Origin of the sequence: Paraflavitalea devenefica (assembly GCF_011759375.1) — a bacterium.
GTDB lineage: Bacteria > Bacteroidota > Bacteroidia > Chitinophagales > Chitinophagaceae > Paraflavitalea > Paraflavitalea devenefica.
This window is the reverse complement of sequence record NZ_JAARML010000002.1, coordinates 1,671,942-1,689,720: the sequence shown is the minus strand read 5'-3', so window position 1 is coordinate 1,689,720 and position 17,779 is coordinate 1,671,942. Positions and strand designations below refer to the sequence as shown.

The window sequence follows — 17,779 nt, the reverse complement described above, 5'->3', positions numbered from 1 at the left end:
TTTTATTGAAAAAGAACACAGAATTCAGAACACAGAATTCAGAACACAGAATTCAGAACACAGAATCCAGAATACAGAATTCAGAATACAGTAGCGGCGGGCCCTATCCAACCCATCATCCTCCCTGCGCTGCGGCAGCAACCTGGAACCTCAAACCTGAAACCTCACAGTCCCGTGCTTCCCAAAAACACTTTATACTTTTCATAGGGCACTACCGTGACCCAGGTGTCGCCCTCTTTTTTTGCATACCTGCCCGGGGCGAATATGCTTTCCTCATAAGCACCCTGCCGGAAGTTGCTGTACAGGGTTTCCACCACCACATAAGAAGATGCAGCATCCGTAACCTGTGCGCGTACAGAAGGATCATACAACTGGTCTGATCTTACCAGGCTGGTCATTTTGTCGAGGTAACCGGTCTTCCGGTTCACCTGCCAGGTGATCTGTTTGTAAGGTCCTGTTCCGGGCAACGATAGCGTGATCAGTTCCTCTCCGGGTGTTGCTGTATAGAAACATTGACTGCCTTTGTTGTGCAGCAGGAAAGTATCGATCATGGCCACGGGATTGGCGGCCCCTCCTTGTGCTCCCGGCATTGAAGCGGCTGCTGGTTTGGCCAGGTAGATGATGCTGTCTTCTTTAAACAACATGACCAGCAACTGACCATCGTATACCGATTCAGTATTGTCCAATGCCGACCAATAGCGGTTGCCATGGACCTTGCATTGCCCGCGCAGCGAATCCAGGTACTCACCTGGCTTGCCTTCAGCAGCATACCGGTATAATACATCAAAGCTTAGCAAGCGGGCCTGCTGGTATTTTTCCGCCAGCCGGCGCATGGCGGCGGCGGCTTTAGAGGTTGCCTCCTCCTGCGCCTGTCCTTGCCCCTGCCCCCAACCCCTAAAGGGGAGCCAAAGCGTTATTATCAAAGTCGTCAACAATATTCTTGTCATATCACTTGTATTATGCTGGATTCTGAATTCTGGATTCTATAATTCTTAATTTTCTTTCACCAACGCACTCCTCGTTTCCTTGATCGTTTTCACGCCGCGCTGTGTTTCTTTCTTCAGCCTGATCAACGTACCCTCATCATCATATTCATAGAGAGTAGCATAATTGTTTTCATCCAGTTCCGCCATCAGCCGCAGGTTTACTGGATGGAAGGCGAAGGATTTCATATTGGCGTTGAAGGGATGAATACGCAGGTCGTCGAAATACACTGCATTGGCGCCAATAGATTGCAGACTAATGGTAATCATCGTAGCATTGGCGCCTATTGTAAACACACCCTCATAGCGTTGCCAGCCTTCAATGATGCTGCCCGAAGGATAGAAAGTGAGGGCTGTGCTTCCATCGGTGATCACGATCTTATTTTTAGTATAGGTATTTCTCAGCGTGGTATCGCCTGTTTCCTTTACCCAGGCACTGATGACCATGCGCTTGCCCGGTACCGGTGAGAAAACCGGCAGCAGTATCTTACCAGAAGTTTTGATATTGTTCAGTACAGTACCTATACAATTATCCTGTTTCAGGGCGAAGTTCAATTTCGGCATCACACTATCCTGCGTAGTGTTCTTCACTTCAAATGACAATCCAATATCGGCCCCGTTGCTGCCCTGCACTTTCAGGCTGCGCAATCCCGTATGCCGTTGGGTGGTATCTATATGGGAACGCCAGCCCGAATAGTCAATATGCCGGGTAGCAGGACAGGCAGTATCACAAAGCTGGGTAGCAAAGACATAGTCTTCAAACCCTTCATAAGCACTTTCCCGGTAGCGGCTGTTTTGCACTACAGCAACAGGCATGGTAAGGTTATAACCATATAAGCCTGCATTGTAGCGCCCCAGCGGATCGCGGTTCTCGATCTCAAAACCTTTGCGGTTGAACAGGGTCAGCTCGCTGTTCCACACCCAGCGGTTGGTATCGGGCGCAGCCGCTAACCGGTTGTCCTGGAAAGCCCAGAATACACTGAAGTCTTTGAAGGTGCCGTCCCTGCGGATATTGGTGACAGTGGTGGGGTCCTGCTCGGTACGCCGGGCATAGTAGGTATAACTCTTGTTGGCCCGCCAGTTGCCCAGTACCCCGGTCACATAGGGATTGAAGACCGTATCCGCGATAATACTCTTGCAGATGGTACCGGTAATAGTGTCGCAGGGTGCTTGAGCATTGACTTGTGTCATGGCCAGCAACACCATGCCGCTCAACAGGTATATATGCTTAGTCAGTTTCATATTAAATCCTTTAACGTTATTCACTTTATCTGCTTTATTTTACTCAATCCCTCCACCACCGCTACAGGTAAACCCGTAAGTACCTGGCACAATAAAGTCCCATTGCCGGATATAGGGAGCCTGATTAGTAGAAGTCTGATAAATTTTGTCACGTATAATGAACTTAGAAGTTCCATTACAAACCACCTGAGCATTAGTACTGCTAATGAAATTCCCCTCCTCCGAATAATCAATCCGGTATACAAGGGCAAAATTGGTCACCGAAACAGGTACCGTACGCCCTGTATCAGAATAGAAATAGACCCTTATATCTGCAGTTGTGGCCATTTCCGTATGATCTTCGTTATAAAGATTCTGGGCATTCTCATATACAATCTTTGCATAAACGCATTGGCCCATTGAACAAACAGTAGTGTCATAAACAGAAACCCAACGATACATATTGGCGCTATCGCTACAGGCTTCTATATTCTGCTGTCGCCTGGCCCTATACCCTGTATTATTACCATTAGCATCTTTGGTACAGGTATCGCCACTTACAAACTGCCAGTTTTTAGACTTTTTACAACTATCGCAATTTGATCCATATTGTACCCACTTTATCACGCTGGCACTATCGCTGCAAGACTCCATATTCTGTTGTGGCTTTAACCGTACGCCCGTTATCACGCCATTGATCTTTTGGCAGCTATCACCTGCTATTGGCTGCCAGTTGGCAGGCTTCTTGCAACTATCGCAGTTCTGCCCCAGGAGCACCCAGCGCGTTGCATAGCCGCTGTCGCTGCAACCCTGTACGTTCACTTCCTTACGCTGCAGGTAGCCGGTATTGTTGCCATTGGCGTCTTTGGCGCAAATAATGCTATCGGGTATGGGGATCCATTCATCCGGTTTGGGACACATTATACAATTAGCTGTATCAGTTACCCACCGTATAGCGCCCGGATTACTGCTGCAGGATTCTACATTTGTTTGCTTTCTTTTTATAAAACCAGTGTTGATACCATTGGCATCTTTTTCACAACTATCGCCGGTGGTGAACTGCCATACAGCCGGTTTGGGACAAAGCGCGCAATTGGGTCCGGCAACTATCTGCCAACGGTACTGTCCATAAGTAGCGCTGCAGGAGGCAGTATCTATTTCTCCACGGTACTGGAATCCGAGATTATTACCCACACTATCGGTAGCACAACGGAAAGTATCAGCCAGTATCCATTGGGCCGGGCGTGAACATTCATAGCAATTCTGTATTACTACCAGGCTGGTATCATTATAAGTAGGGCTATTGGGATTCACATCTGTATGGCTGATCTCCTGGTAACCGGTATTCACCCCGCCGCTTTGCAGACACCGCACAATGCCATTGGGCTGCCAGTTGGGAATACAACTGATGGTGGGTTGCTTGCGCAATACATCATCCGTTTTCCAGAACTGGCGGAACTCACCGGCCGAGGCGGCAATGATCTTTGAATTGGCATTGATGACCAGCTCATAATTGCCGGAAGCGTTTTTCTTTACCAGGCTGTCCAGGCTGGTCACGCTGCCCACCGCCCCCAATATATTCCTGCGACCGGAGCGGATGATCCGGAGCGATAGTTTATAACCTGTATAAGCTTTACCCCAGCGGTCAATGAAATAAATAGCGCGCGGACCGCCATACAATACACTACTGTCTACTGCCCAGCATTTATCATAGTCCGGGAAGGTAGCCACCGAATCATCGCAGGACGCCGGTACATCGGTGGTTTGCTGTTTGCCGGCAATGAGCAGCTCATCACCGCTGCTGAATAGTTTTTCTATGGTGGGCGACATTTCTTTCATACGGCCGTCCACAATGTTTACATCGCGCAGCACCACATCAATGTTCTTATAGGCCAGGCCCATGCCATCATAAGCCCAGTGGGAAGGATAGTTAAAATTGTATATAGGATCATTGAATTCATTCTGTGTCCGGGTCAGCAGCACATCCCCTGTTTCACTATCATAGAGTACATCTTTTGTGGAGATACGGCTTCCTTTGTCTATCTGGATAGCGCTATCGAGGATACCATAGCGTTGTATGACCTTGGTAGTAGCCACCGACCGGTAGGTATTTTCTTCCCGCTGCGCCAGGTTGAGCATGGTAGGCAGTAAAAAGTAAGGCGGTGTAAAGGGTACGGTAAACCAATCTGTATTGAGCGGCACGTTATAGCCGTTGGTAATAGACATTTGCTCACGCATATCTACCATCAGCTCCACATCCTTACCAATAAGCGCCGCACTGTCAATCGTACCGTCGGGCTTCATGACCATTACCGTATTTGACAACCGTTTATGGTCGAGGCTGGCATTGTCTGTACGGTAAAACTGTTCACTATACGAGATGGGACGGACAGGATCCGTTTCAGCATAGGAAGCCGTAGAGCGCATTTTACCATGCATATCGTTCAGCTCTACTTTAAACCCTTGCGAGAGGACGATCTTATGAATGGCATTCACCCGCAGCAGGTTGGCCAGGGCGGGTTTATACCGTTTTTTGGTTTCGCCATCCAGGAAAGTCCTGTCTACATAGGTAGGATAATCATACGCTGTATAGAACCTGGTTTCCTCAAAACCATTGGCCGATTTTTTATTCTTGTAGTTGATGGTACGTACCCGCACGCGGCTATATCCTATATTGGCAGCAGGGAAGAACGATTCACCCAGCGGCTCTTCAGAATAACCGAGGGTTACCGGCCCCAGCGGCGCAATCTTTTCCACATATTCCACCGGCACATGGAAGGGATTCTCTTCCCCGCCAATACCTGGCTCGTAACTGGCCACGCCGCTACTGATGAGCAGGGAATCCTTATCCAATTGCTGCACCGTAGTATACTGGTATTCCTGGCCATAGATAGCCGGACGTACAAGTTGATAACCAGGTTTGCTGGCCATCTTATCCCAGTTATCATATACGGTAATACGCTTCACCCGGTGGCCGCCCCCCATTCTTTTCAGGAAGGGATTGTTGAGCCGTACAAAGCTGCGCAGGGTATCAAACTGTGATGCCCAAAGGCGGTTGCGCGCTATACGGTCAAAAGATTTGAAGGCCGTGGTGATATTGGTGGTAAGGGAAGCCAGCATTTTCACGGCATCCTCCAGGTCCATATCATCACCAGTTTCTGAACCGGGATATGCCTTGGAGGGCAGGTTGAGGCGCAGGAATTGTGTGGCCGCTTTCACCAGCGGACTGTAACTACCGCCTCCATCACCCTGCAGGGAAATGCCCGCCAGCTTTACCCAGATCACTTCAGGGTTGACGACACCATAGCTGTTGACTGGTTCCAGGTCGGCATAGCAGGGAATATTTTCATAACCACTGCCATAGTTATCATTATCCGGCATGCGTACCGACAGTTTGAAGTATAGTTTCTTTATACCAGCCAGGTATTTATGATAAAGCTCCTGTACGTTGCTCACCGGCCGGGGCACACGGATGAATATATACCGGTGGTCATCAAAATCCACCAGGCTCTTGGAATAAAGCAGCAATGACCTGTCCGAAAAGTTGGAAGTCCTTCCTGCACCAATGACCCGGAACATATTCATGGCCCGCTTGTCCTGCACATAAGCATAATCATCGCTTTCATATTGCACTTTCAGGGAGCCGCCGGAAGGCAGGTAAATGGAATCCAGCGCCCAGGCGGCGGCATTCTGCGCAGCCATTATACTATCCTGCAAAGCATAGGAATAGTCGGCATTGGTGATCACATTGTTTGCCGAAGAACCGGGATTTTGCAGCGGATCTTTGTAATTGCCCCAGCGGTCATTGGACTTGAGGTTGTAAGCGGGATTATTACTGTTGTAGTTGAACTTATAAGGATTTTGCTGGCCTTTTTTGTTATTGTTGTAGGTAAACCACACTTTTTTCAGGGTAAGTTTTCCTCTCGCCGTATCGCCATAAGCACCCTTACACAGTTCATAGGTGTATTCAAAATGAATGGTCTTGACAGGTTTGGCATTGGTACGGCTGACGGCAAAATCAGACTTGCTGTAGAGGTTGATCTCCTTCAATCTTTTGGTAGCATAATAATTTACCCGTTGTCCGCCTTCATCGATCGCCGGCAGGTCATCCCGGTCTTCCAGCACGAAGGTGGCCACCATTGTCTTTGATTCAATAGAATGCAGGTACCACAATTCTTTCTCACCATAGATATAACTCCCTTTATCATCCCGGTAATCGGTTTTTAACCCTTCATTATAGGTTACACTATCCGGAACAGCCGGCGCCCGCCATTGGTAGGGATTGGCAATGCCTGCTACTTTGGTGTAATTGAATTTTACGGCGTCGCCGATATCATCGTCTGTGATGCCATTGCCGGTAATGTCTGAATAGTCGGCCGATAAGATTCCGGTCAGCAGGAAGGAATGCGCATAGGCCGGTACTTCTTCACTGGTAAAGTACCAGTCCTTGCCCAGCCTGTTATCTGTAGTATTATCAACCCCATGATTGTAACGGGCGAGGCCGGTCAGTTTGTTCCCCTGGTTGGTTTTTCCATCTACCGAGAAGGTAGTCTCCCGTTGTTTCAGGTTGTATACCGGTATGCCATATATGTAACGCCGCCCGTCGTTGTTGAGCACATCAATCTCTGAGATATGGTTGGCTTTGCGGAAGCGGTTCACGCGCTGTTCCCGTACAATGTTGTTGTGTTCAAAGGTATCTTTGGCAGAAGGTGGGAATAAAAAGGCCTGTGGTATGAGTGCCCGGTTTTGCTGGGCCGGATGGTCCCATTCCAGCCGTATATAGGCAAGGCCTCCCTCGTCATAATGCTCCAGCCTGATATTATACATTTTGCCCGCTACAAGATTCACCTGCCCTTTGAGCGGGCCATGTTTTTTCATACGGGGCTTCCAATGATCAATGATCAGGGTATCATTGATCCACAACATCACTCCGTCGTCGCTCGTCGTATAGAAGTGATAAGTGCCTGTTTGGGGCGCCTTGATCCTGCCTGTCCAGCGCACGGAGAACTTATCATTGATAAAGCCAGCCTCGTGGAAGGGCACTTCCCGGCCCCAATCAAAGTCTATCACGGGAGCCACTTTTGTAAATGCCAGCGTTCCCCCCGGTCGCTTTGATTTAAAATATTGCCCGATGAGTCCGCTGCCCATAGCAGGGTCTATCCCAAACGACGGTTCCACACAGGAGGCGGAATCAAAAGCATTGAGCCGGTGGTACTCAATGTACTTTGCCAATCCCACCGCCTGCGCTTCCTGCGCCGACAGATAGGTGATGACCTGTGTACGCTTATCGCGCTGCGCTTTTACGGCATTCTGCGCATTCAGTAACTGCACGCCATTCAAGCGGCCATTTTTATAACGTCGCAGGTAATTGGTGGCATTGATGACGCTGACATTGGGCATCTGGTCCAGGCCCACCGTTACCACATCATCGCCGCCAAGTGTTTCATAGAACTGCCGGTCATTGATGGATTTCTCCCCGGGATTGCGGAAGTACACCGCCTGGAAACCGGCCGAGTCCTTTCTGAACTTAATGGCTTCCTTTATTACATTCTGGTTGAGCCAGGGGCCATTCTGTGTGATAACCCGGTTGATGTTGAGGTCAATTCCTCCGTGTACCTGGTCGCCCGTGCCAATATCCACACTGGCCCGGTCCGACGCATCTTTGGTACGGATGAAATGATCATGAATAAACCCAATATCGGCCCGGTAAGCGCGGAACATACCGCCGGTACCCTCACCTGTAATAGAAAAAGCATCATAGGTGTAGCTGGGGATGGCAATGTGCGGCACTGCAGGTTTTTCCCTGTATGGCAATTCTTTTTCACGGTTAAAGTCCAGCAGGGAAGCCCTGTTCTGCGCACCCGCCTGGTAATGCAGGTAACCATAAGAAGGCAGGTACAACTGGGTATCGGCAGCGGCAATGTACTGTTTGGCAACATACCCACTGAGAAAGTAACTGGGGTGTATCACCTTTATTTCTGTACCGACTTTACCGGTAAAGGAAAATTGCCGGCTGGTATAGGGCATACTGATCGTAGGCGTGTAGCCGGGAGAGTTGAAAGAAAGATAAGAAGTAAAGGTTGATCCGTAACCATGGTTACTTGTTTTTTGATTCTTGATATCTCCATTAGACCTTCGTGTGCCCAACCCCAGTTGCAAGGCTTTTAAGCCCGACCGGGTATTGTATGGCTGGGTAATAGAAAAACTGTGTGTTGTAGTTGCATCTTCACTGGCATTGTATTTACTGATGCTTATCGAAAGAGAAGGCGCCAGGGATAACCCATCCATAGAGCTATTGGTAATAGAAAGCCCGGCTGTGAGCGCTCCCTTACCAAATTTAGCGGCATTGATGCTGGCATTGATACCATGCTCAAGGCCCCAGCCACGGTAGTTGTTATGCACTACCCCCAGGCTGGCACCGACGCTTCCCATAGAAGCTGTATCAGTGCCTCCGTCTTTATTTTTTGGGAACCCGGCAATCTCTACATCCGCCCCACCGGTTACCCCGATGGTTTTGTTCTCTTTTATAGACATCACTTTGCGCACTGAGTCATACTGACCATTAAAATCATCCGGCAGGCCGCGCATGTTCCGGGTGATCGTGCCGGGGTTGATATTCCACCCGAGCCCCACCCAGCTCGCCTCCTGGTCCATAGACACGCCGGCGCGGTAAGCCAGGTTCACCGGGTAACCACCCACATCCAATAAAGGAATGTTGTAAGAGAAATCACCGCTGAACAGGTCCACCATATTGGCGCTGCTCACAGAAGTAAAGGCCGCCATCTCCGGCTGTCCGGGTCCGCCTCCATCTGCAGCACTGCCTCCTGCCCCCAATGGGGAGCCTGCCAGGGGAACCATCGTTCCGCGTAATGCAGTGGCCTTGTCAGCCAATGGTGTGAACGCTCCGGGATTATTTCGCCCTGTTGACCAACTGACCTTGCCCGACAGATAAGGTACATCCAGTCCATACGACCTTGCTGATCTAAACGGCATAGCCATCCTGCCTTCTCCCCTTCCTGCCACCGGTACCAATACCAGCTCCAGGTAAAACAATCCCACAAAAAACCAGGCAATGCTCTTGTGATAACGCGCCAGAGAAACTAACATGCAATATTATTTTACGTGATTCGTCAATTAGTCGAAAGTGAACTATCAATCGTGAATAGCTAGTGGCTAGTAGTAAATGGCCAGTGGGCTTCAAGTGTAACTGGCTAACTGTTTTGCCCACTCGCTACTCGCTATTTACCACTCGCCACCCTCCTTTACTCCCTGTACTCAAACTTCAGGTACCGCTTTTCCCCTCTTGCATTCTCCACCTCCAGCAGGTATAGGTGTTTATTAATCATCCCACCGGTTTCCCGCAGGTCTACCTGCACAAAGTTTTGTCCCAGGCGTACGGACTGGTCTGTACTGTCCAGCGTGATCTGTTTGCGCATGGCCGTGCTGATATCGAACAACCGCAGGTTGACCGCAGCACTGTTCAGCTCATTGAGGTATTCAAAACGTAAGACACCCGTGCAGATCGTAAAGGCCGCTCCTTCCTCCCGGTACAGCTTCGCAAAATAACCGGTGCCTGTAGCCGCAATGGTATCCAGCCCGTACCGACGTACCCGGAAACTCCATACTTCACTGTTGGCAATGGGGCTCATGTTATTTTTGGCCGTGATGCGCCAGGCATATAGCTTGCTGCTGTCCAGCTCAGGAGCAGACAGCGGGTATTGCAGGTTGGTAAAGGAGATATTTTGCCTGGTGAGCACCGGCACATTCTGCTGGATGGCATCAGCCGGACTTTGGGTAGCCTGTACTTCCACCAGCACCCAATCGAACAGCAGGCTGTTGAGGGTGTTGAAAGGAGAAGGTGGTATCCAGGCAAAGAAAGGACGGGTGATATCCACCTGCTCTTCATCCAACGGCATCATGAGCTGGGGCGGACTGATGGGTTCTACCTCAATGGTCTCACACTCCTCCCCCAGCCTGTCCACCTCATCACTCTGCACCCGGATCACGGTATAGCAGATGTTGAACAGGCCAATGGGTAGAAAACCTTCGGGCGAAGGATCTACCGCATAACCCGGACTGCCGGGATTGTAAGTAATGGGCATCACATCACTCAACTGCAGTTGTTTTACGCCTCTTGGCAGCAGAATAAGCTTAGACGTGCCCGTTAACACCCGCTGGTTGTTGGACACATCGGTCATCACCATTTCAACACGTACGGACAGGTCCTGCGCTGAAGTATTGACCAGCGACAGGTTCCAGAGCTGTGGCTTAATAGTAAGGCCCAGCGGCGGCAACTGCAGGTTCAGCACCACCTGTGCGTGGGCGTGCCATCCCACGAATAACAGTACAATGAATAGAAATATCTTTTTCATATTGTTTGTTTCATGCATCAAATCTATTTCGGGTTCCGGGTTTGGGGTTTCGGGTTCTTCTGTGTAACTGCCTGATAAATGATCAGCAGGTTGTTGCCACAGAAGTCAGTTGAATATTGCCAGGAAGTTCAACAGGCGGCAGCAACACGAAACGCGAAACTCAAAACCCGAAACTCTTTACAAACTGCACGGTGCCCATTTCATTTCTTATAAGCCCTTTGTTAAAGCCCGGCAGGTATCCCCGCTCATAGCTCAGCGTGATCACATCCTGTTTATACACCCGCACACCGGCATTGACATAACCGCCTGTTTTGATCACCTGATCATTCAGGCTGTTGATCTTGACTCCAAAACCCACCGAGCCCAGTTTGGTCAGGTTCAGTTGAATGCCTTCATCCAGCACCGTCAGCCGGTAACCGGAATTCTGCGTCCAGGACACCGCTACCTGGGCCGTAAAAGCCTTGAAAAAGAATTGCTGCGCCCAGAATACATTGGTGGCATTGTAGTACACAAAACCGGTATCACTGTTGGTATTGTAAAATTTGTTGAGTACCACGGTAGAGGCCGTGCGCAGGTTATTGATCTTATAGATATGATAAGCGCTGGCATTGAGTACCTGGAAACGGTTCTCCACCACCTGGCTGTCTAATGCCGTGAGCTGGCTCATGGGTTGATAACCCACCGTAATGACCGGCCACTTGCGCATTTTAAACGTAGCCGTCAGGCTTTTGAACACCGTATTGCTTTTATAGTCCTGTGGCAGGAAGGGATTGGTAAACTCATTTTTGCGCACTGCGGCAGAGAGCCGCAATTTGCGTTTGAAGAAGTCCTGCCCTGCTTTGACACTCCAGCTCTCCAGGGCAGCATTGGTCTGGAAGCTGCTGAAGGATTGAAAATTGGCGCCGGTCTGTTTGTAATAGCCTTCCAGCCGGGTACGGGTAGCAGGAATATAGGAATACAACTTCAGCGCATAGGCCTGGTTGCTGTGATCAGACAAACTGAACTTGGTATTGCCCCGCGAAGGATTGTTTCTAAAATCAGGGGCGAGTGATTTGGCTACTTCTGCTGTGAGGTGGGTTGTACGGTTCACCTGCATTTTGGCTTCGGCACTGAAGCCGGTAACGGTGATGGAGGAGAGCCGCGCGCCGTTGGAGGGGAATAGTTGCTTCTCCCCCCGGAAAGCGGAGAGAATGAAGTAGTTCTTTTCCAGCCGGCCAATACCGGCCCGGACCAGGTAGAGGTACTGGGGTTTCTTATTGGCGCCATTGACCACAAAATCACGGTAGCGGTAATCCACCACGCCGGCGGCTACCGCCAGGTAATACCAGGAGTTGTATTCGAAGTTCAGGCCATTGACACTGGTATTTTTCACGGTGAGCTCACTGTAGTTGGTCACACTGCGGCCTACACTGAACTGTCTTAAGCCAAGCAGCCAGCGATATTTAGCCGGCACTTCCACATTACTCATACCGTATTGCTGCAGTTTGTCCTTCCAGCTCCGCGAAGCGATCAGGTCATCCCATTTGCCGGTCACCAGTTGTTTGAACTGCCGCACCTTCTGCTGGTTCTGTTCATACTTCTTTTTAAGGGAGTCTACCTGTTTTTCCAGCCGGTCCACTTCGCCTTTGGTTTTGGCATACAGGTCGAGAAAAAGAGTCGCCGCTTTTTTCAGGGAGTCTTCCCGGCGGCTGTTCACACTGTCGGCCACCCCGGGCTGCCAGGTGATGCGCGGCACCCGCAGGGTCTCATTGGCCTCTACCAGGCTTTGCGGCGAAAAAGAACCCAGCAGTTGGTCTTTCAGGCCACCCAGTTGGAGTTTCTTGAGGTTGTATAACTTTTCGGTGAGGGAGTCCTGTAAGGAAGGCGCCAGGGCCAGCAGGCGCTGGCGCAGCGAAGCCTGCAACTGCTGCTGAAAGGCAGCCCCGTCAAAGGAGGCCTGCACATCGGTGATATCCCGGAATACCCGCGAATTGCTTTGCCGCGACCACCAGGTCACCCGCAGGGGCAGGTGGCCCGCTACAGTAAAATACAGGTTACCCGTAATATTATGCTGGGCAATGTCTTTTTCCACATAAGGCGTATCAATGGCCGAGCGGTAGTTGAACTGGTAGCTGATGTAACCACCGGTCATTCTTAACAGTGGTTTTGTATGCAGCAGGTTTTTGAAGGGGTGATTACTATCAAGGGATAAGGAATCTTTGGGCAGCAGTGATTGCTTGCCGGGCAAGAGTCCTTTGAGTAAGGAGCGTTTGGACTTATAAGTTCCTTTAACTCCATCCAGTAGTTTATCCTGCTGGTAGCCTGCCAGTGTTTTTACCGCTTTAAGGGTGGTATCGGTGAGTGTACGGGAAGTTTTGTTAACTGGCTGAGTGGTATCACCGGCAGCAGTCTGTGCACTGACAGAAGCCGTAGCAAGGAGGAAAGCCGCCACTACGGTAAAAAGATAAGGAGTTATGTACGGATATGGGATGCCCATATTCGCAGTCAGGTTTGGGTTCAACAATAAAGGGGTTTAACAACGAGTTCCTGCAGGATAAGGAAATCAGGTTCTGTTGGTATTATCAGGTGCAAATTAAGGCTCTACAACATACGACCGGATAGAAATGCATAAGTGTGCCGTTTAAACCGATAACCGTGTCGAAATCGTCCATAACTGTGCAACCGTATATGCCTTTTCCGTTCCTGTAATCCCGTCAACTACACGCGCCATTTAATTGATTCTGCAAACTAAAGCGTTTTATTATCGTGGTATGTTACCAAATCATGAGTTTTTATTCACATATTTTTCAGGTTACCATTACCGTAATTTTACGGTGGGCATCATTTCCGGCTGCGCGTATAGATAAATATTTTCGTTGTACCAAAATAAAAAAAAGGAATTGATGCTTATCAATTCCCTTTTGTATAGCTTAATAATCAGCTTAACTTATTTCTTCTTCCTACCCCGCAACAACGCTTCGAGGTAATAGTAATCTGCATAGTTCAATGGCACATCTACTTCACTGTTAGCAGGTTTGGAGCCGGTACTGTGCAGGAGAAGGAAGCCATAGTTTTCCCCAATAGGCGAACGATAGGATTGGGTAAGGCTGGTCATGATCTTATCAGCAGCATTGCGATACAGTTTGGCGTTTTTGCTATAGCTGCTCAACTCATACAATCCGGAAGCAATGACGGCTGCTGCAGAAGCATCGCGTGGCGCATTGGGAATATCCGGACCATCAAAGTCATAATAAGGTACCCCATCTTTCGGCAAGCGGGGATGGTTGAGGATGAAAGCTGCAATATGCTCTGCCTGCCGTAAGTACGCCGGATTCTTTGTATAACGGTAACACATGGTGTAACCATACAGTCCCCAGGCCTGCCCTCTTGACCAGGCCGACTCATGGCTGTATCCCTGGTGTGTATTTTTTTTCACCACAGCGCCGGTTACGGTATCATAATCAATAACGTGGTAAGAACTATAATCCGGGCGGAAATGGTTTTTCATGGTTGTATTGGCATGTGATACCGCGATCTTATAGAAAGAAGAATCACCGGAGAACCTGGTGGCTTCAAACAAGAGTTCCAGGTTCATCATGTTGTCAATGATCACCGGGAAGCCCCACACCTCTTTGTGATGGTCCCAGGAACGGATACAACCGATGGTGGGATTAAACCGCGTGGAGAGTGTTTTGGCCGATTGGATGATGATGTCTTTATAGGTGGCATTATGGGTGAGGCGGTAACCCGTACCAAAACTGCAAAAGATCTTAAAGCCCATGTCGTGGGTACCTGCATTGGTTTTCTCCCTTTCAATATTGGCCGTATAGGCTTTGGCCTGTATAAGCCATTCCTGCTTCCCAGTATATTGATACAGCAACCAGAGTACACCGGGAAAGAAACCGCTGGTCCAGTCGCGGGAAGCTACCAGCTTCAGCTTGCCATTCTCAATGGTGCGGGGTGATACGAGATCGGTCTTATCCCCTTTGGCTGCAGGTACAGCCTGCAACATTACCTGTGTTTGCTTTTCTGCATCGGCCCATACAGTTGGCAATTTCACTTGCTGCGCCTGTATAGTTCCATTCAATAAAACACCTATTGCTAAACTACCAATTAATCGCATGGTTTGTATTTATGGTATTTGAATCAATTGTATTTCCAACAGCTTCATTAATTCTTTTCCGGTGATGGCAACCGGTTTAATGTTCACCGCCTGTGTACCGGCGGGTATGCTCACCTCACCCAACGCCTGCGTTACTACCTCCGTGTCATTCTTCGCCTTGCTCACGGCATATTCTTTTTTCACACCGTTTATATCAATAACATACGTACCACCGGCATCTGCGCCTGCCAGGTATTTGATCACCAGTTGGTATTTCGCCGGTGCGGCCGTACGGATATGCCAACTCAGCCACTGCTCTTTCGATACCCATCCGTCTACATAGAAACGGCCGGTCTTTCCATCTCCATATCCCAAACCTTTACCTGTTTGGGCGGCATCAAATGCCAGTAAACGCGTCTGTGGAATATTGGGCGCCATATAGCTCACGGTATCCGCTTTCATAGCGCCTTTCAGTTCCAGTACGATGACTGTATTAGCAGTGTCCCGCGCTTTGGCAGGCAGTTGTATGACCAGCTCATTTTTACCATTGCTTTTAACAGGCAATGTTTTTTTTGAGGCATCTGTTAAAAAGAATGCTTTATTTACTGCTGTTTGCAAACCACCTACATAAAGCTTACCATCCTTCGGCCATTCAAATACATGGAGGTAGAGTTTATTGCCTTTCAACGTAGATACGCCCCAGTTCTGTAAGGGCAATCCCGAAGCACCGGCACTACCAATGCTTTCACTGTTCTTATCTACCCACCGGCCAATACCCTGTAATATGGTTACATCCCTGGTATCAAAAGTGCCATCCCCTTTAGGGCCAATATTCATGAGCAGGTTACCACCACGGGAAGCTGCTTTAGCCATGAGTTGAATAAAGTGGGCTACCGGTTTATGACTGCTGTCGTATTTGCTGTAGCCGTAAGATTCATTGGTGGTAGGGATCGCTTCCCAGTCGCCGGTAACCGGATAGAACTCTGCCGGTCGGTCTGCCGTATTCTTGTAATCACCGAAGCTGATCGCAGCGTTCCTGGCCAAACGGCCATTCACCACTACAGTTGCATCCACTTCACGGATGGCCTGCAATATGTGGATGTTCTCTGAAAGCGGCAATTTACTGGGTGTATCGAACCACAGAATATCCGGGTGGTATTTTGCAATGAGTTCTTTGATCTGTGGGATGGCTTTCTCTGCCACATATTTCTGCGCCTTCGGCAATAGTTCCGGATGCACTGCATACCAGTTGATGCCGCCATGCAGTTGTTTATCACCTCCGGGATTGTTGTATTCCCAATCATTCCCCGGTGCATCAGGATGTTCCCAATCAAAAGCATGCGAATAATAGAAACCAAAACGTACACCGTGCTTTTTACAGGCTGCTGCCAGTTCGGCCATGGGATCACGCTTAAAAGGCGTTTGGGCTATGATGTTAAAGTCGGATACTTTGGAATCATACATGGCAAAACCATCATGGTGCTTGGCCGTGATGATAAAGTATTTCATGCCGGCCTGCTTGGCCTGCAATATCCATTCTTCTGCATTGAAGTTAACCGGGTTGAACTGATGCGCCAGCTCCAGGTATTCCTGGCGGGGAATTTTCTCTTTGCGCATGAGGTGTTCGGCATAGCCACCCACTTTCTTCCCCTTCCATTCCCCGCCGGGCAATGAATAAACACCCCAGTGCACAAACATGCCAAACCTGGCTTCGCGCCACCATTGGATGCGTTGCTCATGGGTTTTCATGGATTCGGTCCACCATCCTTTTACGGCTGCATCAATGGCCTGCTGGTCGCGCGCTTTGGAGCGGTTGAACATTTCCTTGTCTTCATCACCGCTTTGGGAGAAAGCGTGGAGGCATAGGGAAAGGCCTATGCTGGTGGTGTAGAATATTTTTTTGGCAATGGTCATCGTTGTTTGTTTTTTTACAGCGGGTAGCCCCTACGGGGCTGTTTACCATATCAACGGATTTCGCACGGGCAGGTTACGTATCACTTCTTCTACTACCGGTGCGTGGTCCAGTTTTGTCCAAGTATCCAGCCAGGTTTTGTTGCCATAGGCTTCCGCGCCAAATACGAGGCAAGGAGGGGCCACCGGCCAGTCGTTCCAATACATCACGTCCTGCTTAAAAGGCCACTTGCTTTTATCAGCCACATAAGGATACAGGAATTCAATACCCTTTTTTATTGACCTGCCATCGGGCGTTTGAAAAGCCCAGAGGTTATTTTCTTTAGTCGAGAGGATACGGCAAACCGTTGTCATGGCATCGAGGTTAAAGAGAGAATAACCATAAGGTTTTGTTCTTCTTAACTCCTGCGGGAAAGAACCATCCGCCGCCAGTTGGTTGGGCAGCAGCACGGTTTTATAACGGTCGCTGCAAAAGTCGAGCAAGGCCTGGTTGCCGGTAAATTTCGCAAAGGCCGCTACCTGCATTACCCAGCAGGTGCCATGATTGTTGGCCGCATTCATTTCATCTTTACCATACTGATGCGTGGTAAGCCAGGTGAGGTATTGGGCAAACCAATCCTTAATGGCCATCAGCGACTGTTTATCCATGTTGCGGGCATGCTGCATGGCCATTAATGCCTGTACTACTTCCATGAAGTGAATGGTATCAATGATGCCGATACCGCGCCCTGTTGCCCTGCCTTTGATCGCCTGCGCATACAAGAGGTTAGGGTTCATCCGGGTGGCCGTATCTATAAACCAGGCACGGCAATGCTTCAATGCCTGTAATATATATTTTTGATCGCCGGTAATCTTATACGCGGAAGCCAGGGCGCCCATGATGCGGCTGAAGCGGATCATGGCCAGGCGGTGTGCTACAAAGTTGTCGGGATTCGTCATCCCGTCTTTCTGAATGTAAGGACTGTCTGCCGATTGCGGGTTGGGCCACCAGTAATCGCCTTCGGAATAGAAGTCATGCTTACCTCCGGCGCTGCGGGGAGAAGTGCTGGCAGTAACCGTTACCGGCTCCTGCTGCATGGCCCAGGCGGCATCTTTCAATACCTGCTTACGCAGCGTTTGTGTGATGGCTTTGGTGTAATCAGCCTGCGCCTGTGCTTGTAGAGCGCCTGTCCATATTAGTAACAGCCACACGCAGCGTCCCCTTCGGGAGA

General features: G+C 49.5%; 8 protein-coding genes. All 8 read right to left on the bottom strand.

What is annotated here, in order from left to right:
* Positions 1-164 precede the first annotated feature (164 nt).
* Entirely contained in the window at positions 165-947 is a 783-nt protein-coding gene (locus tag HB364_RS16215; protein WP_167289264.1) for a hypothetical protein, read from the bottom strand.
* Positions 948-992: 45 nt separating this feature from the next.
* Positions 993-2,225: a hypothetical protein gene (locus tag HB364_RS16210; RefSeq protein WP_167289263.1), complete on the bottom strand. Its 1,233-nt coding sequence runs from the start codon at positions 2,223-2,225 to the stop codon at positions 993-995.
* 39 nt (positions 2,226-2,264) lie between these two features.
* The gene (locus HB364_RS16205; RefSeq protein WP_167289262.1) at positions 2,265-9,311 is read right to left on the bottom strand and encodes a PA14 domain-containing protein; all 7,047 of its coding nucleotides are present in this window, start codon (positions 9,309-9,311) and stop codon (positions 2,265-2,267) included.
* Positions 9,312-9,466: 155 nt separating this feature from the next.
* Positions 9,467-10,576, bottom strand: a complete 1,110-nt coding sequence (locus HB364_RS16200; protein WP_167289261.1) for a hypothetical protein — start codon at positions 10,574-10,576, stop codon at positions 9,467-9,469.
* Between the two features lie 160 nt (positions 10,577-10,736).
* Positions 10,737-13,052, bottom strand: a complete 2,316-nt coding sequence (locus HB364_RS16195; protein WP_167289260.1) for a hypothetical protein — start codon at positions 13,050-13,052, stop codon at positions 10,737-10,739.
* 450 nt (positions 13,053-13,502) lie between these two features.
* Positions 13,503-14,678, bottom strand: a complete 1,176-nt coding sequence (locus HB364_RS16190; RefSeq protein ID WP_167289259.1) for a glycoside hydrolase family 88 protein — start codon at positions 14,676-14,678, stop codon at positions 13,503-13,505.
* 9 nt (positions 14,679-14,687) lie between these two features.
* Positions 14,688-16,571, bottom strand: a complete 1,884-nt coding sequence (locus tag HB364_RS16185; RefSeq protein ID WP_167289258.1) for an alpha-L-fucosidase — start codon at positions 16,569-16,571, stop codon at positions 14,688-14,690.
* Positions 16,572-16,613: 42 nt separating this feature from the next.
* Positions 16,614-17,759 (bottom strand): alginate lyase family protein, encoded by a 1,146-nt coding sequence (locus HB364_RS16180; RefSeq protein WP_317170707.1) that lies wholly within the window; start codon positions 17,757-17,759, stop codon positions 16,614-16,616.
* Positions 17,760-17,779 lie beyond the last annotated feature (20 nt).